The organism is Haladaptatus paucihalophilus DX253 (assembly GCF_000376445.1).
GTDB lineage: Archaea > Halobacteriota > Halobacteria > Halobacteriales > Haladaptataceae > Haladaptatus > Haladaptatus paucihalophilus.
Genome location: NZ_AQXI01000001.1, coordinates 1,572,659 through 1,594,889 on the forward strand (window position 1 = coordinate 1,572,659; position 22,231 = coordinate 1,594,889).

A 22,231-nucleotide genomic window follows, 5' to 3' on the forward strand; every position below is an offset into this window, starting at 1 on the left:
GCCTGGGTAGCTTAGCGGTAAAGCGCGTCCTTGGTAAGGACGAGAGCCCGGGTTCAAATCCCGGCCTAGGCTTGCTGTAACATGGTTAAATCCTGCGTATATAAACCCCCTCAGTGACCACCACGGTCATCTGGAGGTGGTTCTATGAGCCGCGACAGTTCACCGAGTCGTGGCTGTTCGATGCCCCGCTGCCCGCAAGACGCGGTCCACTCCGTTGGTCCCGGAGCACTCTGTGACTACCATTTCAGGCAGCTACATCTGGATACTGAAGGCAACGGAACGTCTGAGAATTCGTCGTCTCAAACCCCCGCAATCCTGCATCGGTCCTTTCGACGTGTCTGAAGCTGTATGACCGAAACATCAGCCAGTTTCGATGCCTCTGTTCCGTGTACAATCCCGTTCTCTTCCACGCATATCGTGGGTTGCTCGAACTCGGTATCGAGTCAGAGGCAATCCTTGATCGGCCGACAGCGCTGAAAGCGGCTAGCAACACAGGTACCCGATACGCTGTCCAGAGTGAACGATACAGTCACTACCACCCTTTCGTGCTGGAGGAGTCTCAGACACTCGGAATCGGAATCTATGACGATCGGAAAGTCGCTGTTGCAGCGTACAACGAGGCTGGCAGTGGAAAGCACATTGCGATGATCGTGAGTTCGAATAAGAGGCTGGTCAAATGGGGAACGAATTTGTACGAATCCTATCGTGCAGACGCGTGTCCTGCTACCGAAGTTGATCTAAATAGGAGATAGGCATCCTAACACGCTCATATCACGGTTTGGACCTTGTTAGAACTCTCGACAGGCGACAGGATTCAATGGTCGTGCTGAATACAGGGCGCGTATGTAGCAAAACGTCTTTGCTCGTTCGCAACGGGATGCCGAATACCCAAGGGAGAAAAGTACGTTCTCAAGCCCTCGACGAAGGCTAAGTGAGTTCGTACAGTGATGTCCCGATAGTGATGAACATCCGATCCTCGACGAGCACCAGTCCACCCAAACGTAATATGTTGATTCACTAAAACCCATAAAACATATACAGTTACAAGATATTATAAGAATTATGAAAACTGGAATCGGAACAAACAAGCTTGGGAGGCGTGCCATACTAACCGCTACAGCTGTCGGACTCAGTGGTTGCACCTCCTCTGTGATTAGGGGAACAAGTTCAGACAACTCGCAAAAACCCGCCTCCGCGAGTTGGGCAATGGCCGGTGAGAACGCACACAACACATCCCGACTCGACGCCATAATAGGTTCCAAAATCGACGACGTCTCCTGGAGCGAATCCATCGACTCGCAGTTCGCCAGCCCCATCGTCACAACCCCAAACCATGCCCTCGTGAGCACCCAGTCGAAACTCATCGGATTCGACAAAGCCGATGATAAGATTGCGTTTTCACACCCACTCCCCGGCGGCATGGCCGCCGCCCCAGCAGTAACCAACACCCACATCCTCGTCCCAAGAGACACGTTTGGAGAAGGCTTCGACTCGGAGATCGACCTGCAAAGACCAACACTGTACGCTCTCGACCGCAAAACCAAGCAGCCGGCGTGGGAACACGCACTTGACGGAAACTACCTCGCTTCGGTCGCTGTCGCTGATGACATCTACGTCCAATCAGACCGCGAATCGTACCGCCTCACAGCAGATGGAACCATCGTGTGGCGCCAGACCTTCGACCAATCATTTGACTGGCGGAAAACCCTCTCGTACCTCCGCCCAGTAATCGGCCCAGACGGAGTCTACATCGGGCACCGCGACGCACTCGTCAAAATTGACCGTGCCTCGGGCGATGTACGCTGGACGCGCTCGATGGAGAAGACGGTGTTCCCCCCTGTGATTGCTAGTGATACCACGGTCGTCGCCTCAACGAGCGATGCGACCGTCGGCGTTAGCCCCGGCGATGGCCAGGTTCGATGGCGAGTCAGCAAGCCACCTGTGTGGGCACCTGCAATCAGCGAGACCATCGCTGTCGTATCGACCAACAAGGAACTGCTCGGAATCAATCCCGCAACCGGTGAACAACAGTGGCGCGCAGACCAGTCACTGAGTACGTGCCCGCCGGTCATCGCGGGCGATACGGTGTTCACAGCCCCAGGTGGGACGACACTGACCGCTATCAACGCTGAGACCGGAAGACACATCGACTCGCGCGGAACTGACAGGCAAGTCACTTGGATCACGCCGGATTCCAGTGGCTTGCTCACACGGCAGTCAGCAACTGACGGGGCTCTTCTGGAACAGTATTCACTACGGTGATACCCACTTTGTCGCTCTATTGACAATTCACAATCGAGGGGGTGGGAGTCCCTGCTTCCACGACGTGCGTTGCAGACACACTGGTGTCTGCACTGAGTACATAGCGCGCGTCGCCCGCCGGGTGAAGAATATTTCACACCGTCTCGACGAGAGAAAAGGTAGCGGCAATGTTGACCCGGTCGGTTCTCAGGGGCCGGTTTCTACTTCGTCGCCGGTGACCGCGATCTCGTCACCGTTCCGGTCGCGGATAACCGAGCGTTGTTTGATATTCTCGTTCGCGCCCGTGAGCGAAACGCTAGCGCCTGCGGGAATCGAGAGACTCGCACCAACGGTTGGCGACCCGGCATCGTAGGTGTGAACATACCCGCCTTTCACGATACGTTCGCTTGGGTCGTAGTCACCGATCGCTGTCAGGAAGAGCGATGCTTGGCCTGCATATACTCGTGTCGAGTCTGTCTCGCAGTAGACATCGAGTGCGTCGATGTCGATCCAGTCGGCACTGGCTTGGTAGTCGTTGATTCGGAACCCGATTTTCCCAGTGTCATAGCCGAGCTGGCCGGTTTGGAACGGATCAGAGGTTTCGACGTACTCGGTGCCATTGCTTGCTTCGAATCGGTCGTAGCTGATGGCTTCGTAATGGTTGGTGTTCCAGGTCATCGCGGCAGCGTCCTTGGGGTTATCGCCGTAGCTAACCTTTTCGGTGCCACAGCCGTAGGGAGCCGTCCAGCTGTCGAGCTTGAGGTCGTAGTAGAACTCCATAAAGGCAGAGACATACGGATTATAATATGATTGATATAGACCCATGTCGATAATGATAGAGCCATCCTCAATTTTTTCCATCCCGATATTTTCTGCCTTCGGGCCGAGAGAAATCGGGAGCTTGTATTTCTCGAAGTGGGCATCCACCGGCTGGTTCTCTAGCCATCGCATCATGGCGTCCTTGCCTGCAGTGGCCCGGATTTTGGATGACTTTTCAACAATCCGTTTGAATTTCTCGAGGTCGTCTGGTTCAGCATTACTGACGGCTGGGATTGCCGACAGTGCGCCCGATGCACCTACAAGTTTCAGGAACTTTCTCCTTTGCATTACAATTATAATATCTGAGTATTAATAGTTAAATGTTTCGAAAATAAATAATTGACGATATTCTAGTAGTGTAGATATTATATAGCACGGCTGAGCTTATGGTTCGGACTGCTACAGTACCCCACCGTCAATCTGTACTCTCTACCGACATACGCTAATACGTCTGCCAACTAACAAGTAGTAGAAGCCGTTTAAGAAACCCGTAATACTATTTCCAGATCATGTCTGAACATCGTCTAATGATATTCGATGACGTGCTCGACAGCATTCTAATCCAGAATTTCACAGATGTGGCCTTCATTGAACGTTACATGGAACAGTCGCGCGCCTCACTAGCAATGGCCTTGTTGAAGTCCTCAATCGGAGATAGATTTCAGTAACGCTGCTGAATACAGAGAGTTCATCCAGCACCCCGCACCCTTCAGAATCAAGTCACTCGCCGCTACTGTGCGAAACTGCAGGAGATTCTCTCGAAGTTGTGAACGAAATACCCGCTGGCGAGTTAACGCGATTACTCTAATAGGCAAAGAAGAATCAACAAGACTGATTATTCCAATTCCTCGTACGCCCCCAGCACTTGTATGCAGAACTTCCAGTGTTTCACACGCTTTTACGGTGTAAACGCCGGTGCAAATAATATACCGTAGTGGGTAACCATAGCTGTCAGAGATCGCGTCTCGGCGACCATCAACCGGTTGAACCGTCGGTTTGACGGCTTCGAGAATTGAAAACGTGCGGCTCCGGACGGAAAGCCAACGGTGCGCGAATCACGCGAACGCTAGTGGGCTCTAATCACTCGTTCGCGGGCGCACCGAGCATCTCTGGCACCTGCATCATGACCAAATTACAAGTCCATGACCATGTCCCAGAGCAAGCACATCTTGGCGACCACGTTTTGTAAAGCTATCCCGTTACCGAAGAAACGCGTAACCCAGACCCATCGAGGGCTTGAAATCTCTATCAGAGGCATCAGTGGCCGACGATTCCCCGAGACTCAGGCGTATTTTCTTATACCAAACCAGGGGCAGACTACGGCGTCCTCCCAATCTGGCGTCGAACTAAGCACGACCCACCGCCCTATCGCTACCCGCCGAGCGGCACAGGAGGTACCCCGGCCATGACTTACGACGTTGACCCCACCGAATACATCGAAGAGAACCGTACGAAAATCCTCGCCGTCATCCGCGGAAGCTACGACCCGTTTGCCCGAGCGTGCGCGTGGGCGTTGCTCGACCGCTACACGCCAGACAACGACTTTGAAACGCTCTCCGAAGAACTCGAATTGGTGGCCAAATGGAGGGCTGATCCCTGATGCTACTCAATAGCCGCCGGAACATCGACATCGAGATCGTCTGCGATATCGACTGCCTGTTCGAAGAAATCGTCATCCTCGAGGAGCATCTTGGTGACCGCCTTCCGCGTGAGAACGTCTTCGAGGAATTCCTCGTCCTGTTGGAAAAGATGGAGGGCCATGTCTGTGACCGTCGATTCGGTCTCTGCGAGGTCTTCGTAGGTATCGTGGTCGAGCGCTTGATTACACCACATGCAGATGTCCTTGTCCCGGGGCGTCTGCTGCCGGCATCGGGGGCACGTCATGGGCGTGTAGTCCTGCGGATTCTCAGTTTCGACGTCCTGTCCGTGCATCGCGGCGTATTCGCGGGCGCGGTCTTCGCCGTACATCGCGACGTAATGCGAGATGGCGTCACTGCCGCGTTTGCGGCCCTGGCGATCCTCGATGAACGACTCGTTCTTGCCGAGTTTGGCGAGCCACGTCGCGTTCGATTTGCGGAAGTTCTTCGGCGTAACGGGTTTATCGAGGCCGATACGCTTGGCAGCGCGCTTGAAATAGCGCTGGAAAGTGACGTAGCTCATCCGCTCGCCGTTGGACTTCACCCAGAGGTAGGCGTCTTTGTCGCCAGAACAGGGATGATGGTCACCCAGCCAGCGGTTCAGATACGGCAAGGCGAGGATCATCGTCACGGAGCGCTCACCGGTCTTTCCGTCCACTTCGATTTCGACACCGTAGTCGGTATCTTTGACATCGCCGACCCGCATTTCGTAGAGTTCGCAGTGCGGTCGGAACCCGCCCTCGAACTGGACGGCGAACAGTGCCTTGTTCCGTGCGGGGTCGGTTCCCTCGTTGATGAGCGGGAGGACGCCGTCCTGCCAGTCGAGCATATCGGCTCCCGACGGTTGCGGGTCGTAGTTCCGGGGCGTGTTCGAGGACATCCAGGCGATGGACTCCGGTGGTTCGCCGTGCGTACCGCGTCGAAGGCGTGCTTACCCATGGCGCGGATAGCGAGTCGGTAGTCACACTTCGTGCGAGGATTATCGTATTCCAGATTGATCCAACGGACAAGGGCCTCGGCAGCTTCGCGGTCGTCGAGGGCGTCGGTCAGTCCGCCGACCTTCTCGGCAACGCGGACGAGGTGGCGCAGGAGCTTCTCGTGGCGGTTGTCGCTGTAGTCGTGAAGGTCGAACTGGTCGGAGACGGTGAGCAGCGTGGCGGCGTCATCGTCGCTGATGGTGTCATCTGCGTATCGCGGGTTGTCATAGTAATTGGCAGCACCCCCATCCCGGATGCGTTCTTTCAGTACCCGGATTCGTTCGCGCTTGGCCATACGGTATTAAGCACCACGGACGAGCAGGATTTAACCACGTGGCTAGAATCCCGGCCTAGACTTTCTTCGAATTCAGTTCGTTAGCAGTTGCTTTCACTCCGAGAGAACTCCTCTATTCACATCTCTGACACCAACGTTTTTGCCCCTGCCGTGCCATTCATTCCCATGCGATTTATTATCGTCGGGTCCGGTCGCGTGGGACTCCGAACCGCCCGGGTTCTGACCGAAGAAGGGCACGAAGTCGTTATCGTCGACGACGACCCGGACAGGGTGGAACGGGCGCGTGACAAGGGATTCACCGTCACGGAGGGAGACGGGGTGAAAGAAGACGCTCTGGTGGACGCGGGTCTCGATACCGCGGACGCCATCGCGGGGTTGACGGGAGACCTGAACGTCAACTTCGCGGCCTGCATGGTCGGCAAACACCACGGCTGTCGGACCGTCATGCGCATCGACGAGGACTACCGGGAGGACATCTATCACAAGTACGCGGACGACGTGGACGAAGTGATATACCCCGAGCGACTGGGAGCGGCGGGTGCGAAAACGGCGCTGCTCGGCGGCGACTTCGACGTCATCGCCGACCTGACCGAGAACCTACAGTTGACGACGATGACGATTCCGAGCGAATCGCCGCTCGTCGGAACGCGGGTGCACGCCGTGGAGTTGCCGACCGACGCACGGATTTACGCCCATGGCCGTGACCGAGAGCGGATGACGATTCCGCTACCGGGAACCAAAATCGAAGGCGGTGACCGCGTGGCGCTCATCGCCGCCCGGGACGCGCTCCCGGACGTGCGCGAACGGCTGCAGGCGACCGCTTGAGGGACGTTCGACGTATCCGTTTTCGAGCAGCGTGACTGTCCGAGGAGCGGACCTATCCGAGCGGAAGAGACGCGACCATCGGTGACCCGCCATCCACGGCGACACCGCTCGACGGGAGATTATCAACGAAGCGAAAAACGATTGGGCAGCGCGGGGTTCTAGGGTCGTCCGGGACGAGAACTTTCGTGGGGGGGTTGGTGACACTGTAACGGGAAGCCAACCCGTCGCCAGAGCCCCCGGCCCCGCCGGGAGACCCACCGCGAGACTGCGACACGCTTCGCGCCCGAGCCGTCGGGCGCAACTGTACGAATGGCCGGACACCTCTTTGTTATGTGCCGTTTGTCCGGGGGACAGGAACCATTTGCCCCAATCAGGACGCGGCTACGACGGCGAAGGTACTGCCTACGACGGGAAACATCGCGTCAGACGAAAGGGGGGAGTGCCGAGCGGAGGGTGTGGGAGAGCGGGGTGCAGGGTGGGTGTGGGTGGTGTGTGCCGGGCGCGCGGAGTGGGAGGATGGGAGAGAGGGTGTTGTGCGCGCCCGTTCGCGGATGGGTTCGGTGATAACTTAAAACCGCGTCAGACGGCCGTATGCCTCTACCGCGACCCTCGAATTCATACGGTCGCCGCGAGAGGTGATAGCCATGCACGGAACTGGTGTGCCACTGTTGACGCCGTTCGACGGGGAGGGTGCCCTGCAAGAGGACGACCTCCGGGAACTCGTCGCGTGGGTCGAAGAACGGGGCGTCGATTTCATCGTCCCCTGCGGGTCGAACAGCGAGGCCGAACTGATGAGCGTCGAGGAACGCGCTCGCGTGGTCGAAATCGTCGCGGAAGAGGCCGACGTGCCGGTTCTCGCCGGAACCGGCCACCCCGGATTCCGCGAAACGCTCCGCCAGACGACCCTCGCGGCGGAAGCGGGTGCCGACGCCGCGCTCGTCGTCACGCCGTTTTACTACGGCCACGACGAGGACACGATGGTCGAGTACTATCGCTCGGTGGCCAACGAGAGTCCGCTCCCCGTATACCTCTACAGCGTTCCGGCGTACACCAACGTCTTCCTGTCGCCCGAATCAGTCGGCGAACTCGCCGGACACGAGAACGTCGCCGGGATGAAGGATTCGAGCGGGAACCTGACGCGACTCCAGCGGGAACGCGCTCGCACGGAGGACGACGATTTCGACCTCCTCGTCGGGAGCGGGAGCGTCTACGCCGCCGGACTCGACGCCGGTGCCGACGGCGGCGTCCTCGCATTGGCGAGCGTCGCACCCGAGCGTGCCAGCGAAATCTACCGGCTTCACCGAGGCGGTCACGACGGACAGGCGCGGCGGTTGAACGCCAGTCTCGTCGAGTTGAATCGGGCGGTCACGAGCGAACACGGCGTCCCCGGAGCCAAGGCGGCGATGCGCGAACGCGGAGCACCCGCCGGGGAGCCGCGACGCCCGCATCGCCCCGCCTCTGAGGAGGTTCGGGCGGAAGTCGTCGAACTCGTCCGCGCCGCCGAGCGCTGACCGCGAAGCGAGGTTTCACGCCGGGCGATTCGGTACGTGTGACGACAGTTTCCGGAGGGAGAGTCAGAGAACAAACAGACAGATAAATGAGTGGATAAGGACAACAGTTTCGCCTCCTGTGGATAGTTACAGGTAAACTTACTTGGTGGTGGGTGCGAATTGACCCCATAATGAACTGTATATCAAAAGATACATCACAGGAAGCGAACGACGATGGCGGTTCGTAGCCTCATCGGAAAACTGGTCGTGGCCGTGTTGACCCTCTTCGTCGTGACGGCGGGCGGGGTCGGCGTCGCGCTCACGTCCGGAATCGTGACGGTCGGCCAACCGACCGTCGAGAACGTCCAGACCGACTGGGGCGCCGTCACCGCCAAAACGACGGAAATTCGAACGGACATCGCGGTGAACAACCCCAGTTCGGTCGGCGTACCGAAGGTGGCGGACCTCGATTACGAAGTCGGGATGAACGAGGTGACGGTCGCCACGGGAACGGTCGAGAACCTCGGCCTGCCATCCGGACAATCGACGGTGTCGATGACGACCCGCATGGACAATCGAAAGATACCGGCGTGGTGGGCGACCCACATCAACAACGGCGAGAAGACGACGGTCAGCATCCGACCGTCCATCAGCGTCCCCATGTTCTCGAAGGACCTGCCCGCGGAGAAGCGAGCCTTCGAAACCGACCTGCTGAGCGCGTTCGACAGTAGCAAAGCGCGGACGATGACCGCCGGAAATCGGGAAATCCTTCGGGTCACGAAGACGGAAGCGTCGTGGGGGCACGCGACGACGGAGACGACGCCCCTGAACGTCAACGCGACCGTCGAGAATCCGACCAGCGGCGAGGTCGTCTTCTCGGAACTCGGCTACACCATCACGATGAACAACGTGACCGTCGCCGACGGAACGACCGACGGCGAAGTGCACGTCGAACCCGGCCGGACGACCTCGTTCGGCATCGATTCGACGTTCGACAACGGCAAGCTACCGGAGTGGTGGCAGAGCCACATCGAGCACGGCGAGAAGACGACGATGGACGTGCAGTTCTACGCGGTCGTCCACGAGAACGGGACGACTCGGAAGGTCGGACTCCCGTTCATGAGCAAGCGCATCGTGTTCACGACCGACGTGCTCGGCGGCGGCAAGACGACGACGAAGGTCGTGCCACGGAACGAAGCGCAGTCGTTCGCCCCGCCGGAACTCCAGTCGGTTCAAAGCGAGTGGGTCGTCCCCGACGAGGGGAACACCGGCGTTCGAACCCACGCGACCGTGACCAACCCGAACGAACCGGGGTCGGTGTTCGCCGAACACCTTTCGGTCGATGCGAAATACCGCGTGCTGATGAACGACGTGCCGCTGGTCGACGGTAAGACGACCCGGGATATCGGACCGGGGAAGACCGAGATCAATCTCACCGGAGAGATCACAGACGAGAAGATACAACGGTGGTGGGCCACCCACGTCAATAACGGCGAGAAGACCGACCGCGTGGTCGAGCGCGATGTGACGGTCGATGCCGGATTCGCCCGCCTCCCCGTCGGCGGGAAGGCCGACCGCGGAACCATCCGAACTGACATGCTCGGGCCGGTTGACTCGGAGTCGAGTCAGACGTTCTCGGTCGCGGGACGACCGATCGGACGCATCGAGGACATACGGGCGGACTGGGGCCACGCGACGATGGACGAAACGCCCATCGAGGCGTCGGCGACGGTGAAAAACGACCGGAGCGAGTCCGTTCGCGTCGTCGAAATCGGCTCCCGGATAACGATGAACGGCATCGTCCTCTCGGACGAATCGACGGCGAAGAACGTCGAAATCAGTCCGCACAGCGAGACGACGATTCAGGACACGGTGGCGCTCGACAACGCGAAACTCGGCCCGTGGTGGAAAACCCACCTCCGCCGCGGCGAGGAGAGTACGCTCGAAGTCAGCTACTACGTCGTCGTCGAATATCGCGGCCACACGCAGCGAATCGCTCTCGACTCGCTCAACTACCGGAAGACGGTGCGAACGAACGTCCTCGGCAACGCGTCGGCCTGAGGATACCCGATTTTATTTCGTGCGTTCGGTTGTGCCCGAACCCATGGTACAATCTGACATAATTTATTAGTTGTCGACGGTCGAGGTATTCGTATGCTTTCGAGGCGAGACGTGTTAACAACCATCTCGGCGTGCGCCGCCGGTGGGGCTCTCGCTGGCTGTTCCGCGCTCGCCGCCGTCGGCGGCTACGTCGAGAAGAAGCAAATAACGGGAACGCGGCGGCAGAACGGGGGATTACGCGACGAGACGGTCGTCAGCGTGGAGTTGAGCGAGTTGGCCGACGACCCCGTCGTCAGCGTCGCCGAACGGTGGGTCCAGCGGTTCCCCGATCCGAAGCGATTGCGGATTTCGGAGACGTTCGACGACCGCTTGCGCGACGAGTACGAGAGCCTCGGCTACGTCGTGGGCGTGTGTAGCCCGGACTGGTCGAGTGGTTCGGATTCGGTCGGGTGCTACACCGCGCCGACGGGACGCGACGATTTCAATCGGGCGCAAGTCGGTGACCGCGTGCGAGCCAGCTACTCGAACTCGAAGATACGAATCCGTAGCAACGAGGGAACGTGGGACGCAAGCAGCCGGAAAAAGCGGACGTAGTTTCGTTCAGTCGGGAGTCGAATCAGTCGCGGCGCGCGAGCAGCGCCACACCGGCGAGGGCGACGACTGCAATTCCGACGCCGAAACCGGGCTGACCGGATTCGCTCGCGGACTTCGTTTCCTTTCCGTTCGCCTGCTGCACGCCGAGATACGTCGCGGCGTCTTCGGTGTCCATCGAGGGGAACTCGCGGTCCCACTCGCCGGGCATGTGAATCTCGGTGTCGGCGTTGGCGACGGCGAGCGCGCGAACGTCTTCCTTCGTGGCGTTCTCATCGACGAGACCCGTCACGCGGACGTAGGTCGTCGTCGTGTCGTTGTTCGTCCGACCGACGATGCTGGCGACCTCCGTGTCGCCGTAGGAGTCGCCGAGCACGTCCGCGAAGGCGGTCATGTTGTCGAACTTCGCGCCACCTTCGAGGGTGACGGTCCCGGACTCGACGTCCACGTCCATGCGAGCGGACTGGAAGTCGCTACTTCGGAACGCCTTCACCAGTTCCGTCCCGCCGGAGGTCGCTTTCGAGGACCCGAACGAGGAGAGCATCGAGTCGGTCACCTTCGAGAGCATCTCCTTCTGTTTCATCTCGACGGAGCCGCGCGCGGTCACCTCGTCGCCGTTCGACTCGGCGTGGAGCGTCACCGACGAGCGTCCCAGTTCGATGTCACGGTCCTTCAGCTCCTGAACGTACTCCTTCCAGTTCTTGCTGTCGTAGTGGACCTCGGCCGTCACGGTGGTCGTTTCCGAGGAGGGGTGGGTCGCTTCGGCGGACCACTCGACCGTCTGTTCGAGGTTCGCCGCCTGCTGTGCTTCGAGCGTCTTTTTCATTCGGTCGATGTTCTGGCCGTTCATCGACGACGCGTTCGTGTTCCCCGCCACTTCGAGCGCGGCGAGGGCGGCGGAATCGTAGTTATCTACCTCGACGTCCCAGCTGAGCTTCATCGTACCGTCGTGCTGGTTCAGTCCGAACGTCACGTGGTCGATCCGCATCTTCTTGATGTCCTCGGAGAGGGAGTCTATCTCCTCGTCGGAGAGCGAAACCTGCTGTGAGGACTTCAGGCTCTGTGCGATTGACTGTGCGATGGCGTCCTTGAGGCCGGTGAACTCGACGTGGTACTGGATGTCGAGCGTCGGCTTGACGCCCGATTCGTCGTACTCGTAGCTGTCGATGGTCACCGTCGCGGAGCCGCCGTTTTGCGTCGCAACGGAGGCGTACTGGGATTTCAAGTGTTCCTTCGCGTTCTCACGGCTGTCCCACGAACTGGACATGTACGGCGAAATCGCACCGCTTTGGGTGCCCTTCAGGACGAAGCCGTTCTCCGTCTCGCGGAGGTCGTATTTCAGTTTTTTGTCGGCACCCGCCGCCATGGCCGAGGACACCGTTCCCGACCCCTTCGTGCTGAACGAGTCGGCGGTGACCGTCACGTGACCCTCGGTGTTCACGGAGTTGAGCATGGACAGCGAGGAACCGCTGTCGAACGTCGCGTCGAGCGAGAGGTCGCCCGTCGACGTCTGCTCGTTTTGCTTGCTGTTGACGTCGAGCGTGAGGTCGGAAATCGAGTCGGGGCGGTTGGCGGTGAGCGACCCGTTTCCGCTGTAGCCGTCCGGCGTCATCACGAGCGACGCCGCGGCGTCCATGTCCGACTCGGTTTCGTCGGTGGCGAGGATGTGAACGAGACCGCTCGTCACGTTCGCTCCGAACTCCATGGTGCCGTTCCCCGAATTCGAATTGTTGTAGGCGAGAACCGCGTCGCCGTTCTCCATCACGTAGATGGAATCGGCGGGGTCGGCACTGTTGGAGAGCGTTCGTTGCTGGGGGGACTGCGGCCCGGTAGTCGGTCCGGTCGCCGCAACGGGGGCAATGAGTAACACCAGTACCTGCACGAGGGCGAGGACGGTGTACTTCGATATGTTCCGTACCATGAAGATATCATTCTGTGGAAGTGTTAAAATACTTCTGCTATGCCGAATCGTTGCGGTATGGCACCGCTTCTCGTGAATTAGGATATCCGATATGATTCGACGGAGAAGTATCACGGAGGGACCCACACCAGTTTTCCCGTTCGGGACCTCACGTCGAATCATGACGTGGCGAGAACTGTTCGAGCGGGTGGCAGGGGCCGAAACCGACGTCGAAACGATTCGGGAAACGCTCGCGGAGCGACGCGATGAGTGACCCGCATCCCGCCCGCCTCGCGGTCGATGCGGACGTGTTGGCGGCGGACGTGTTAGTCGGCGGCGACGCCCGCGACGCGATGGACATCGTGCGCGGCCACTCGTGGGTCGAACTCGTCGCCAGCGACGACCTCCTTTCCGACGCCGAAGCCGTCATCCGCGAACTGGCGAACGACGACCTCGCAAGCGACTGGCGCGAACGGATCGAGGACCTCCGAATCCGCGTCGAACAGACGCCCGGCGACCACCCCGCGCTCGCCAGCGCTCACGCCGGAAACGCGGCGCACATCCTCTCCTACGACGATTCGTTGCGGAGCGCGAAGACCGGGAGCGCGCTCCAAGGCCGGATTCCGGTCAGCGTGAAGCGCCCCGACGGGTTCGTGACCCTGTTCGACCCCGAAAGCCTGTACGACGTGGTAGTGGGCGGAGAGTACCCCGGCCCGGACGAAGACGCTCGGGAATAACTCACGTCGGCCGGAAGAGAACGGGTTCGTTACTGCTCTGCCAACCAGTCCGCGAACTTCGCCAGCGCGCGCCCGCGGTGTGAGATGGCGTTCTTCTCTTCCGTGCTCATCTCGGCGAGCGTCTTGCCCTCGTGTTCGAAGATGGGGTCGTAGCCGAACCCGCCGTCGCCGCGCGGCGCGACGAGCGTCCCCGGAACCGCGCCGGAGAAGGTCTCCGCGTTCTCGCCGTCGTAGTAGGCGACGACGCAGCGGAAGTGCGCGCGGCGGTTCTCCTCGCGCTCGGCGAGTTGCCAGACGCGCTCGACGCCGAGCGTGTCCTCGACGTAGGCCGAGTAGGGTCCCGGGAAACCGCCGACGGCATCGATGAACAGGCCCGCGTCGTCCACGACGATGGGTTCCTCGCCGCCCGTCTCCTCGAACGCCTCGCGCGCGCCGTGGAGCGCGATTTCGGCGAGGTCGTCGCTCTGCACCTCCGTGTAGTCGTAGTCGATTTGGCGAACGTCGTCGTTCAGATACTCGCGCGCCTCGCGGACCTTACCCTCGTTTCCGGTGACGAACCGAATCATACGCGAGAGAGAGTCGCGCGGGGAAAAAGAAGCGTCGAATCAGTCGTCGTCGACGATGACTTCGACGGGCTCGTTTTCGGATTCCGTCTCGGAGGCCTTGTTGCTCTCCATCCAGAACATGAGTCCGGCGACGGCGAGGATGACCCACGAGCGCCAGTTGGCGAGGTTGAGCGTGTAACCGATGCCGAACGGCTTTTCGACCAACATTCCCTCGCCGGGCTTCCAGTAGGCCGAGAGCATTCGGCCCATGCTGGGTCGTTCGAAGTTGTACGGGACACCGAAGAGCGTGCCGGAGGTTTCCTTGTCGGACATGTGATAGCCATGGGCCGCACCTATTATAGCATTTGGGGCATTGGATTGGAAGGGTTGCGCGGACGCTACGGTGCGTTCGCCAACGGAGAGAATCGAGGCAGACAGCGATGAAGACGGACACAACGGGACGGTAATTGCGAAGGGAAATCAGACGCGGGAAGTTTCGGCGCGAAAACCGGCGCTACTGATACCGACCGCGGCCTTCGATTTCGCGCAGTTGGTCGAGCACCGCATCGTCGCCCGCCTCCTCGTAGGACGATTCGAAGGCGCGCTGGAGTTCCGCGGCGTCGTCGGCGGTTCCGGCGAGGCTCTGGCTGAAGACGTGCAGGTCCATCGCGTAGTCCTCCACGTCGTCCGAGTAGTAGCCCAAGCCGAAGTCGATGACGTAGGTGCGGTCGGCGGAACAGCGGAGGTTCCGCGTCGTCGGGTCGCCGTGGACGATGCCGTTTCGGTGAAGGGTTCCGAGGTGCCGACCCACGTCGCGCACCCGGTCGGCGGTGACTTCGTCCCGGAGGTCGGCGTCGCCGACGTGCTCGAACTCGATGGCCGACTCCGCGAGGTCGACGTCGTAGACGACCGGCGTCGGGACGCCCGCACGCCGCGCGTCGCTGGTGAGACGCGCTTCGAGCGTCGTCCGCTCCTTTCGAAGCGTCGCGTCGAGCGTCGGGTGGCGGTAAGATTTCGGCGTCCGACATTTTTCCACGCGCTCCGGGCCGATGTCCACCGTCGCTTCCGCGCCGCGAACCTCGTCGGCCTCGTCGGAACGGAAGGCGTCGGCTTCCCTCCCGCGCCACGTGACGGACACCTGGTCGGGGCGGAAGTTCGAGTCCACGGCCGAGTCCGCGACCGGAATCGTATCGCCCGCCGCCAGCATCTCCGCGCCGAGGACGGCTATCATCCCGGCGTTGTCGCTCAAAAAGCGCGGTTCCGGGGCGTAGAATTCCGCGCCGCGTTGCTCGCACATCTCGGCGAGCATCTCGCGGAGGCGCGCGTTGTTCCCCACGCCGCCGCCGAGGACGAGTTCGTCCCGATCGGTCAGCGAGAGGGCGCGTTCGGCCACCTCCGTCAGCATGGCGAAGATGTTCTCCTGCAGCGAGAAGCAGACGTCTTCGACGGCGTGGCCGTCGTCCACGGCCTGCTTCGCCGCGCTCATGATGCCCGAAAACGAGAAGTCCATCCCCTTCACGACGTAGGGCAGGTCGATGTACTCGCCGTCCTTCGCGGCTTGCTCGACCTTCGGCCCGCCGGGATGGGACCACCCGACGTGGCGGGTGAACTTGTCGATGGCGTTGCCGACGCCCGTGTCCATCGTCTCGCCGAGGACGCGGTACCGACCGTTTCGGTAGCCCAAGACGTGGGCGTTGGCACCGCTCGCGTTCAGACAGACCGGGGAGTCGAAGCCCGAGCGTTGCCGCCCGATTTCGAGGTGGGCGACCATGTGATTCACGCCGACGAGCGGCACGTCCAACGATTGCGACAGGGCTCGCGCTGCCGTCCCGACGATGCGCAGACACGGGCCGAGTCCCGGTCCCCGCGAGAAGGCAACGGCGTCAACGGGCGACACCCGTTTGCTCGATGAGCTTCGGTCATCGGCGTCGATGTCCCCGGCCGCCTCGTTCAACGTCGTCTCGATGACGCGCGGAATCGCATCGCTCATGTGTTCCGCGGCTTCACGCGGATGAATGCCGCCGCTCTCGGGTTGATAGGCGTCAGTTTCGATAAAAACTGCATCCGTCTCAGAATCGAAGAGAGCCGCGCTGGCCGCCCACGCGGTCCCTTCGACGCCGAGAATTCGCATTTACTTCCACTCGGTGTAGCTGCACTTGCCGCAGTGAAGCCGGTCGCCGTGGTCCGCGAGGAACGAGTCGCCACAGCGCGGGCACTGCTCGCGCTCGGTCGTACCGTCGTCGTTGTAGAGTTCGTGTCGCGGCATTATTCAGCCTCCTCGGCTTCCGGTTCCGCCTCGCCTTCGGAGTCGGCCGTGATCTTGTTGCGTTCGAGCATGTAGTCCTGCTCGATGTCTCGGGCGTGTTCGGAGCTGTCGTAGACCTTTGCGTAGCCGACGGTCTTGCGCATGCCGAACTTGGTGTTCATCTCGTGAACGACTACTTCGTCGGCGTTCTTGTCGAGTTTCGCCGCGAGGCTGTCGCGGACGGAGAGACGCGACGGCGTTGCCTCGTCGTGAACGATCTGGAACCGCACTTCAGTCCGGTGGAGCATTGGGTTTTGCTCCTGTGAGAGGATTTCGACTTCCATGTGTAACACTCAGTTATAGTGTTCTTCTCCCCGAAGCGTGTAAAAGGATTTCGAAGTGGGCGATTCCACCGACGGAATCACAGCGGGAGCCACGGCGAGCGAAGGTCCCGATTGGGGAAGTGCCACCGCTCCTCTCGCCCCGCATCGACCCGGTATTCGACGATTCCGTCGAACAGCGGCGCGAGGGTACCCACGAGTTCGTGGTCGTACGGCCGCGGAAGGACGTAGTGTCCCATCCCGTTCGCGCCGCGGACTTGCCCGCCGACGATGCCGAGGAACTGCCGAACGAGCGTCGGGTCGTAGCGCGTCAACATCGACGCCAGCGAGTCGAGGCCGAAACGAAGTTCCCCCGGTCGGAAACCGCCCGGAACGTCGAACGACGTTATCGCCTCCGAGATAGAGCAGGTGAGTTCGCGGACACCCGACTCGACGTGAACGACCGGGGATCGAACGTGCGGCGGCATCGCGTCCGTGTCGTGTTCAATAACGGTCGCAGTTTCGCCGAGCGTCGTCTCCGGGAGCCGTTCGTACACCGTCGTTCTGGGCGTCCCGGACAGGACCGCGACCCGGAACCGCCGCTCGTCCGGGTCGCCGAACAGTTTCCGGCTCGCCGCCGACAGCACGGCGTCCGGGACGGAACCGACCAGGAGGAGGTTACACCCCTGCAGCTTTAACTGCTGGAGCGTCCGAGCGAACTCGGTCGCAACCACCTCGTCAGTTTCACGCCCATCCATCGTGATACAATAGTGAGAGTCATCCCATAAACCGTTTCGGCTTGCTAGCTAGCGACAGTCCGTGTAGCCGACGAGCGAGAACAGTCGGTCCGTCTCGCCGTCCATTCGAGCCAACAAGTCGGCGACCTCGGCCTGCAACTCGGGTGAAACCCGCGCCAGCACCATTCCTTCATCGGGTTGCCCGTAGACGACGCTCGCACCCGTCGGGACCGCGAGAACAGCGGGAAGCGCCGCGAGGTCCTCCTCGCCCTCCACGACGAGGACCATCGGGTCGGCCGCCTCGATGGCCGCGACAAGGGCCGTGAGGAGGTCGTCCGTGAGGACGCCCGCCGGGTTCTCGACCGTCACGCGTCGGGCGTCGTCGCTGACCGCCTCGCGCACTTCGGGGGCGACGCGCTCGCGTTTCGTGATGCCATCGACGAGCGCGACGTCCGGCGTGACGCCCGCCGATTCGAGGTGATAGGTAACGACGTCGCCGACCGCGACGATGGGCGTCTCGGCTGTTTCGAGCAGTCGCTCCGCGTCGGTGAAAATCGGTCCGAGTGGCTCCTTTAACTCGCCGCGCAACGCGCGCGGGAGCGAGACGACGGTTTCGGTCACGAGTCTATCTGACTTTCAGTGCGTAGCTCCCCGGCTTCGTGACTTCCATCTCCTGCCCGATTTCGCTCTTCTCGGGGTGGGCGATGGAGACGTAGCCGCTCCAGTCCTCGGTGAGGCTGGTGGAGTTGCAGATGGGACAAATTTCCTCGTCCGCTTCGACGACGGCGTGACAATCGCGGCAGGCGAGTCGGTTGCTTGCCATGGTTATTCACTCTCCGTCGTCGCGTGGCGTTTCTGTCGGTCTTCTTTCAGCCAGCCGTGCTTTCCGAGGCCGACCTGCTTTGCCGTGAGACCGATTTTGCTCTCGCGCGGGTTGCGCTCGTCGATGCTCTTCGTGACGATACGCGTTCGAACCGAGTCGCCGACGCCGAGGGCGCGGTTGGACTCGCGGGAGGCGAGCGCTTGGCCCTCCTCGTCGAACGCGAGGTACTCGTCCGAAATCTGTGAGACGTGGAGCAGGCCGTCCACCGGTCCGATACCGACGAACGCCCCGAAGTTGACGACTTCGACGACTTCGCCGTCGACGACTTCCTGCATCTGCGGGTCGAACGTCAACGCGTCGAACTCCGCTTCGTAGTAGACGCCGGGGCGGTTGGGCAACACTGCGCCCTCGCCGATGTCGTGCACTTCGGTGACGCTGACGACGCTGCCAACGTCCTCGTCCATCCGTCCTTCGAGTTTGTCCTGTAGTAGCCGCTTCACCAGTTCCGGCGTAACGTCCGCGAGGAACTGGGGAGGTACTTCGACCGTGTCCTTCAATCTGGCCCGTTTGTACATGCTATGGTTGAGTGATTGCGAGTTTGTTCTTCCCCCTTATATGAATTACCGGTACGCCAGCGTCGAGCAGGCGCGTCCGAAGGGGTGCGTCGTTCGTGACAACGAAGTCGAACTCGGGACCGAGTTCGACCAACGCGTCGTCCGCGTACGATTCCTCGTGGTCGATGGTTCGACAGCGCGTCGCCAAGTCGGCACCCACACTCGCCGCGGTTGCCTCCTTTCCGTTGCCCTGTGATAGGCCGTCGAGTTCGTCGAGAACGGCGCGGGGCGCGACGCACTCGAACCGACCCAATAGCCGGTCGAGTTCGTCGAACACCCTGACGCCGGATTCGACGGGCATCATGAGGGCACTGGTATCCATGACGACGGTGGGAACCATCAGTTCTCGGTCGTAAGCGTCCCGATGCCGATGAGTCGCCAGCGAGCGCCGATACGGCGGTTGATGGCGATTTTAGCACCTTCGGGTGCGCAAACGGGACGCTTGAGCGAGACTTCACACTCGTCGTCGCGCGCGCTGGTGACGGCACCGACCGTCGTCGCCGTCCCGACCGTCAGCATGAGCGGTTCGCCCGTGCTGATTTCGTCCACGTTCTGCTCGTCCATGCCGACGAGACGGTCGAGCAGGTCGATTTTCATCGTGAACTGCTCCCACGTCGGCGGGAGGCTGCCGGGCGTCCCCGCGACCTGTCCGGCGAGCGCGTCGCCCTTGGTGAGGCTCGGGTCGAGACCGGTTCCGACGCCGAGAAGTCCGCCGGGCGTCACCTCGTCCACCATCTCGCCACCCGCTTGGAGGGAGCGGACGTCGGTCTGGATGGGTTCCCACTGCGTCTGGCCGCCCTCGTCGATTTCGCGGCCGGGTCGAAGTTCGAGTTCGTCGCCCTCGGTGAGTTTCCCCTGGACGAGACTGCCGCCGAGAACGCCGCCGGTGAGGTCGTCCCACGTCGTTCCGGGACGGTTGATGTCGAAACTGCGAGCGACGTACATCTGCGGCTCGTCGTTCGGGTCGCGGTCCGGCGTCGGAATCTCCTCCTCGATGGCCTGAATCAGCAGGTCGATGTTGACCTCCTGTTGGGCGCTGATCGGGACGACCGGCGCGTCTTCGGCGACTGTTCCCTCCACGAACTCCTGAATCTGTTCGTAGTTACGTCGCGCGCGGTCGGGACTAACCAGGTCGATCTTGTTCTGTGCGATGACGATGTTCTCGATGCCGATGATGTCGAGCGCCATCAGGTGTTCTTCCGTCTGGGCCTGCGGGACGTTCTCCGTGGCCGAGACGACGAGCACCGCGCCGTCCATCAGCGACGCTCCCGAGAGCATGGTCGCCATGAGCGTTTCGTGGCCGGGCGCGTCCACGAACGATACTGTTCGAATTGGGTCGCTTTCCGAACCGTCGGCGCACGTCTCGTCTACCGTGTAGCACTCCGGCGCATCGACGTCCGGGCACTGCCGGAACGTCGCGTCCGCATATCCGAGTCGAATGGAAATCCCCCGTTTCATCTCCTCGGAGTGCTGGTCGGTCCATTCTCCGGAAAGAGCCTGCACGAGCGTCGTCTTTCCGTGGTCTACGTGGCCGACGAGTCCGATATTCACCTCCGGTTGGTTGTGTGTTCCTGTCAACGTTGACCTCCTGAAGTAATTTGTCGTAGATTCGGCCCGAACGACTGATAAACCTACTGTTCTCGTATGGCCCGCGTTCTTGACAAGGACGTTACAAAATTGTAATTCAGGTAACGTTTTATTCGCCTCCGGACGATAGTACAAGCATGAGCAGCGATACCGGCAGCGACACCGGATTACAGGAGTGTGAGGACTGTCTCGCACCGGCGGAGGCGTTCTCGGTCATCGCCAACGAGACGCGCCTCTCGATTCTGGAGGCGCTCTGGCAGGCCCCGGAGCGGCCGGTCGGCTTCTCGGAACTCCGCAAGGAGGTTGGAATGCGCGACAGCGCCCAGTTCAACTATCACCTGAAGCAGTTGACCGACCACTTCGTCGTTCGAACCGACGCGGGCTACGACTTCCGACAGGCCGGAAAGAAGGTCGTGAGCGCGGTGCTGGCCGGGTCGTTCAACGAACACCCCCACCTCGACCCCATCGAACTCGACGAGACGTGCGTGGACTGCGACGCCCATCTCCGGGCGGCCTACGAGGAGGAGACCCTGACCGTCGCCTGCCCCGACTGCGGCAAAGCCCACGGCAACTACCCGTTCCCGCCCGGCGGCCTGAACGACCGGACGGACGACGAAATAATGGACGCGTTCAACCAGCGCGTGCGCCACCTCCACTGCCTCGCCGCCGACGGCGTCTGCCCGGAGTGCAACGGACGGATGGAGACGACGGTGACCCGCGACACCGAGAACCTCCTCGGCACGAAGGTCCGGGTGGACCACGAGTGTGCGCAGTGTCACCACCAACTCCACTCGACGGCCGGACTGTCGCTCCTCGACCAATCGCGGGTCGTCACGTTCTACAGCGACCACGGCATCGACCTCTGCACGAAGCCGTTCTGGGCGCTCCCGTGGTGCGTGGAGGACGAGAACACCACGATTCGCTCGGAGGACCCGTGGCGAGTCCACGTCACGATTCCGCTTGACGACGAGACGCTCGACGTGACCCTCGACGGCGACATGGCCGTCGTCGAAATCGAGCGCACCCGCTCGTCCTCAACCGACGCGAAAAGCGCCGTCTGACAGTTCGCACACAGGAACGCGTTTCAGTAGCGCATTCTACAGAAGTGTTTTTCAGCTAACAGTTTTGTCGGTGGCTCCCCTCCGTTCAAACGAGGAGAGCACCCATGAAGTACGAGACCACCCCCGGACTCGCCGAACCGACTCCCGGCTACGACATCGTTCGCCGAGCACTCGCCACCCTGTCGATTCTCGCGCTCGGCGTCGCAAGCGCCCTCGCGGTCGGCACCGTGTTCGTCTACGGCGCGGCGTTGCTCGGGGCAGGCGTCCCGATACTGCTTCTCGGCTGGGCGGCCAGCATCGGCGTCGTATTCGCGCTTCCGTTCCTCGTCGTCCGCCTCGTGACCGCGGCCCTCTCCGCGTTTCGACTCTAGATAGCTCGCCGCCATCTTCCCGCTGACGTTCCGCTTTCCCGTTCGGTTCGATGGATGGGATTTTCGAACACTCCCTAATACGTTCACCCCATGTCGTAGTTGAGAGTCCCAGTAGTTGCGATTCGGCCGCACAGACTTCGAACGTCCCGCCACGCTCGCTACGAACAAACGATGATTTTGGTGTGATGGCAATCGCTACGAGACAGCCCTCGAAAGCCCGCCCGCAACCGCACAGCACCGCGTGCTCGCGGTTCCACCGCTCCACCCGGAGGTTTCGGAGAAACCTCGCTGGCCGCGTCGTCCCGCCAGCACGCGCCGCGGTGGTAGGTTCGGCAATCGAGAAGTCGAACGAAGA

Annotated in this window: 25 protein-coding genes and 1 tRNA gene; 12 read left to right on the plus strand and 14 right to left on the minus strand. The window is 61.2% G+C overall.

Features of this window, described 5'->3' with window-relative positions; all coding sequences use genetic code 11:
• The 3 genes from B208_RS0108840 (at position 1) to B208_RS0108850 (ending at position 2,262) form a co-directional block, all read left to right on the plus strand.
• Positions 1–72, plus strand: a tRNA-Thr gene (locus B208_RS0108840).
• A gap of 287 nt (positions 73–359) precedes the next feature.
• Positions 360–752 carry a transcriptional regulator FilR1 domain-containing protein gene (locus tag B208_RS25185; protein ID WP_449404115.1) on the plus strand — a complete coding sequence of 131 codons (393 nt, stop codon included), beginning with the start codon at positions 360–362 and terminating at the stop codon, positions 750–752.
• Between the two features lie 454 nt (positions 753–1,206).
• Positions 1,207–2,262, plus strand: coding sequence for an outer membrane protein assembly factor BamB family protein (locus B208_RS0108850; protein ID WP_007976674.1), 1,056 nt, complete (start codon positions 1,207–1,209; stop codon positions 2,260–2,262).
• A 186-nt stretch (positions 2,263–2,448) separates the two neighbouring features.
• On the opposite strand, the gene B208_RS24670 is transcribed toward B208_RS0108850, so the two are convergent.
• Entirely contained in the window at positions 2,449–3,348 is a 900-nt protein-coding gene (locus B208_RS24670) for a hypothetical protein (protein ID WP_232423760.1), read from the minus strand.
• Between the two features lie 1,117 nt (positions 3,349–4,465).
• Here B208_RS24670 and B208_RS0108870 point away from each other — a divergent pair.
• Positions 4,466–4,660, plus strand: coding sequence for a hypothetical protein (locus B208_RS0108870; protein ID WP_007976666.1), 195 nt, complete (start codon positions 4,466–4,468; stop codon positions 4,658–4,660).
• 2 nt (positions 4,661–4,662) lie between these two features.
• Here B208_RS0108870 and B208_RS0108875 read toward each other — a convergent pair whose 3' ends face one another.
• Positions 4,663–5,577, minus strand: a complete 915-nt coding sequence (locus B208_RS0108875) for a tyrosine-type recombinase/integrase (protein WP_018128824.1) — start codon at positions 5,575–5,577, stop codon at positions 4,663–4,665.
• Between the two features lie 17 nt (positions 5,578–5,594).
• Here B208_RS0108875 and B208_RS0108880 point away from each other — a divergent pair, with 17 nt between their 5' ends.
• The 5 genes from B208_RS0108880 (at position 5,595) to B208_RS0108900 (ending at position 10,939) form a co-directional block, all read left to right on the plus strand.
• Complete coding sequence (locus tag B208_RS0108880) at positions 5,595–6,053, plus strand: hypothetical protein (protein ID WP_232423761.1); 459 nt, start codon at positions 5,595–5,597, stop codon at positions 6,051–6,053.
• Between the two features lie 81 nt (positions 6,054–6,134).
• Positions 6,135–6,794 (plus strand): potassium channel family protein, encoded by a 660-nt coding sequence (locus B208_RS0108885; protein WP_007976660.1) that lies wholly within the window; start codon positions 6,135–6,137, stop codon positions 6,792–6,794.
• A gap of 644 nt (positions 6,795–7,438) precedes the next feature.
• Positions 7,439–8,305, plus strand: coding sequence for a dihydrodipicolinate synthase family protein (locus B208_RS0108890; RefSeq protein WP_018128825.1), 867 nt, complete (start codon positions 7,439–7,441; stop codon positions 8,303–8,305).
• A 213-nt stretch (positions 8,306–8,518) separates the two neighbouring features.
• Positions 8,519–10,345 carry an LEA type 2 family protein gene (locus B208_RS0108895; protein ID WP_007976656.1) on the plus strand — a complete coding sequence of 609 codons (1,827 nt, stop codon included), beginning with the start codon at positions 8,519–8,521 and terminating at the stop codon, positions 10,343–10,345.
• Between the two features lie 93 nt (positions 10,346–10,438).
• Positions 10,439–10,939, plus strand: a complete 501-nt coding sequence (locus tag B208_RS0108900; protein WP_007976653.1) for a hypothetical protein — start codon at positions 10,439–10,441, stop codon at positions 10,937–10,939.
• 22 nt (positions 10,940–10,961) lie between these two features.
• Here B208_RS0108900 and B208_RS0108905 read toward each other — a convergent pair whose 3' ends face one another.
• Positions 10,962–12,857, minus strand: coding sequence for a PGF-CTERM sorting domain-containing protein (locus B208_RS0108905; RefSeq protein ID WP_007976651.1), 1,896 nt, complete (start codon positions 12,855–12,857; stop codon positions 10,962–10,964).
• A gap of 245 nt (positions 12,858–13,102) precedes the next feature.
• Between B208_RS0108905 and B208_RS0108915 the strand changes: the two genes are divergently transcribed.
• Positions 13,103–13,573, plus strand: coding sequence for a DUF7384 family protein (locus B208_RS0108915; RefSeq protein ID WP_007976648.1), 471 nt, complete (start codon positions 13,103–13,105; stop codon positions 13,571–13,573).
• 29 nt (positions 13,574–13,602) lie between these two features.
• Here B208_RS0108915 and B208_RS0108920 read toward each other — a convergent pair whose 3' ends face one another.
• The 11 genes from B208_RS0108920 to B208_RS0108970 form a co-directional block, all read right to left on the minus strand.
• Positions 13,603–14,139 carry an XTP/dITP diphosphatase gene (locus B208_RS0108920; RefSeq protein WP_007976645.1) on the minus strand — a complete coding sequence of 179 codons (537 nt, stop codon included), beginning with the start codon at positions 14,137–14,139 and terminating at the stop codon, positions 13,603–13,605.
• A gap of 39 nt (positions 14,140–14,178) precedes the next feature.
• A complete protein-coding gene (locus B208_RS0108925) occupies positions 14,179–14,451 on the minus strand; it encodes a DUF5808 domain-containing protein (protein ID WP_007976643.1) in 273 nt (90 codons plus the stop codon).
• A gap of 181 nt (positions 14,452–14,632) precedes the next feature.
• Positions 14,633–16,249 carry a bifunctional N(6)-L-threonylcarbamoyladenine synthase/serine/threonine protein kinase gene (locus tag B208_RS0108930; RefSeq protein ID WP_007976641.1) on the minus strand — a complete coding sequence of 539 codons (1,617 nt, stop codon included), beginning with the start codon at positions 16,247–16,249 and terminating at the stop codon, positions 14,633–14,635.
• Positions 16,250–16,384: a 30S ribosomal protein S27ae gene (locus tag B208_RS0108935; protein WP_007976639.1), complete on the minus strand. Its 135-nt coding sequence runs from the start codon at positions 16,382–16,384 to the stop codon at positions 16,250–16,252.
• A complete protein-coding gene (locus tag B208_RS0108940) occupies positions 16,384–16,707 on the minus strand; it encodes a 30S ribosomal protein S24e (protein ID WP_007976637.1) in 324 nt (107 codons plus the stop codon). The genes B208_RS0108935 and B208_RS0108940 overlap by 1 nt, the downstream gene beginning before the upstream one ends.
• 77 nt (positions 16,708–16,784) lie before the next feature.
• Positions 16,785–17,441: a DUF7504 family protein gene (locus B208_RS0108945; protein ID WP_018128826.1), complete on the minus strand. Its 657-nt coding sequence runs from the start codon at positions 17,439–17,441 to the stop codon at positions 16,785–16,787.
• A gap of 48 nt (positions 17,442–17,489) precedes the next feature.
• The gene (locus B208_RS0108950) at positions 17,490–18,041 is read right to left on the minus strand and encodes a GTP-dependent dephospho-CoA kinase family protein (protein ID WP_007976633.1); all 552 of its coding nucleotides are present in this window, start codon (positions 18,039–18,041) and stop codon (positions 17,490–17,492) included.
• 4 nt (positions 18,042–18,045) lie between these two features.
• A complete protein-coding gene (gene spt4 / locus B208_RS0108955; protein ID WP_007976631.1) occupies positions 18,046–18,243 on the minus strand; it encodes a transcription elongation factor subunit Spt4 in 198 nt (65 codons plus the stop codon).
• A gap of 2 nt (positions 18,244–18,245) precedes the next feature.
• Positions 18,246–18,818 carry a DNA-directed RNA polymerase gene (locus tag B208_RS0108960; protein ID WP_007976630.1) on the minus strand — a complete coding sequence of 191 codons (573 nt, stop codon included), beginning with the start codon at positions 18,816–18,818 and terminating at the stop codon, positions 18,246–18,248.
• Between the two features lies 1 nt (position 18,819).
• Entirely contained in the window at positions 18,820–19,179 is a 360-nt protein-coding gene (locus B208_RS0108965) for a PIN domain-containing protein (RefSeq protein WP_171970521.1), read from the minus strand.
• A gap of 17 nt (positions 19,180–19,196) precedes the next feature.
• Entirely contained in the window at positions 19,197–20,435 is a 1,239-nt protein-coding gene (locus B208_RS0108970) for a translation initiation factor IF-2 subunit gamma (RefSeq protein ID WP_007976628.1), read from the minus strand.
• A gap of 146 nt (positions 20,436–20,581) precedes the next feature.
• On the opposite strand from B208_RS0108970, the gene B208_RS0108975 reads away from it, so the two are divergent.
• Positions 20,582–21,505 carry a winged helix-turn-helix domain-containing protein gene (locus B208_RS0108975; protein ID WP_007976627.1) on the plus strand — a complete coding sequence of 308 codons (924 nt, stop codon included), beginning with the start codon at positions 20,582–20,584 and terminating at the stop codon, positions 21,503–21,505.
• A 104-nt stretch (positions 21,506–21,609) separates the two neighbouring features.
• Positions 21,610–21,876: a hypothetical protein gene (locus B208_RS0108980; protein WP_007976626.1), complete on the plus strand. Its 267-nt coding sequence runs from the start codon at positions 21,610–21,612 to the stop codon at positions 21,874–21,876.
• The last annotated feature ends 355 nt before the right edge of the window (positions 21,877–22,231 follow it).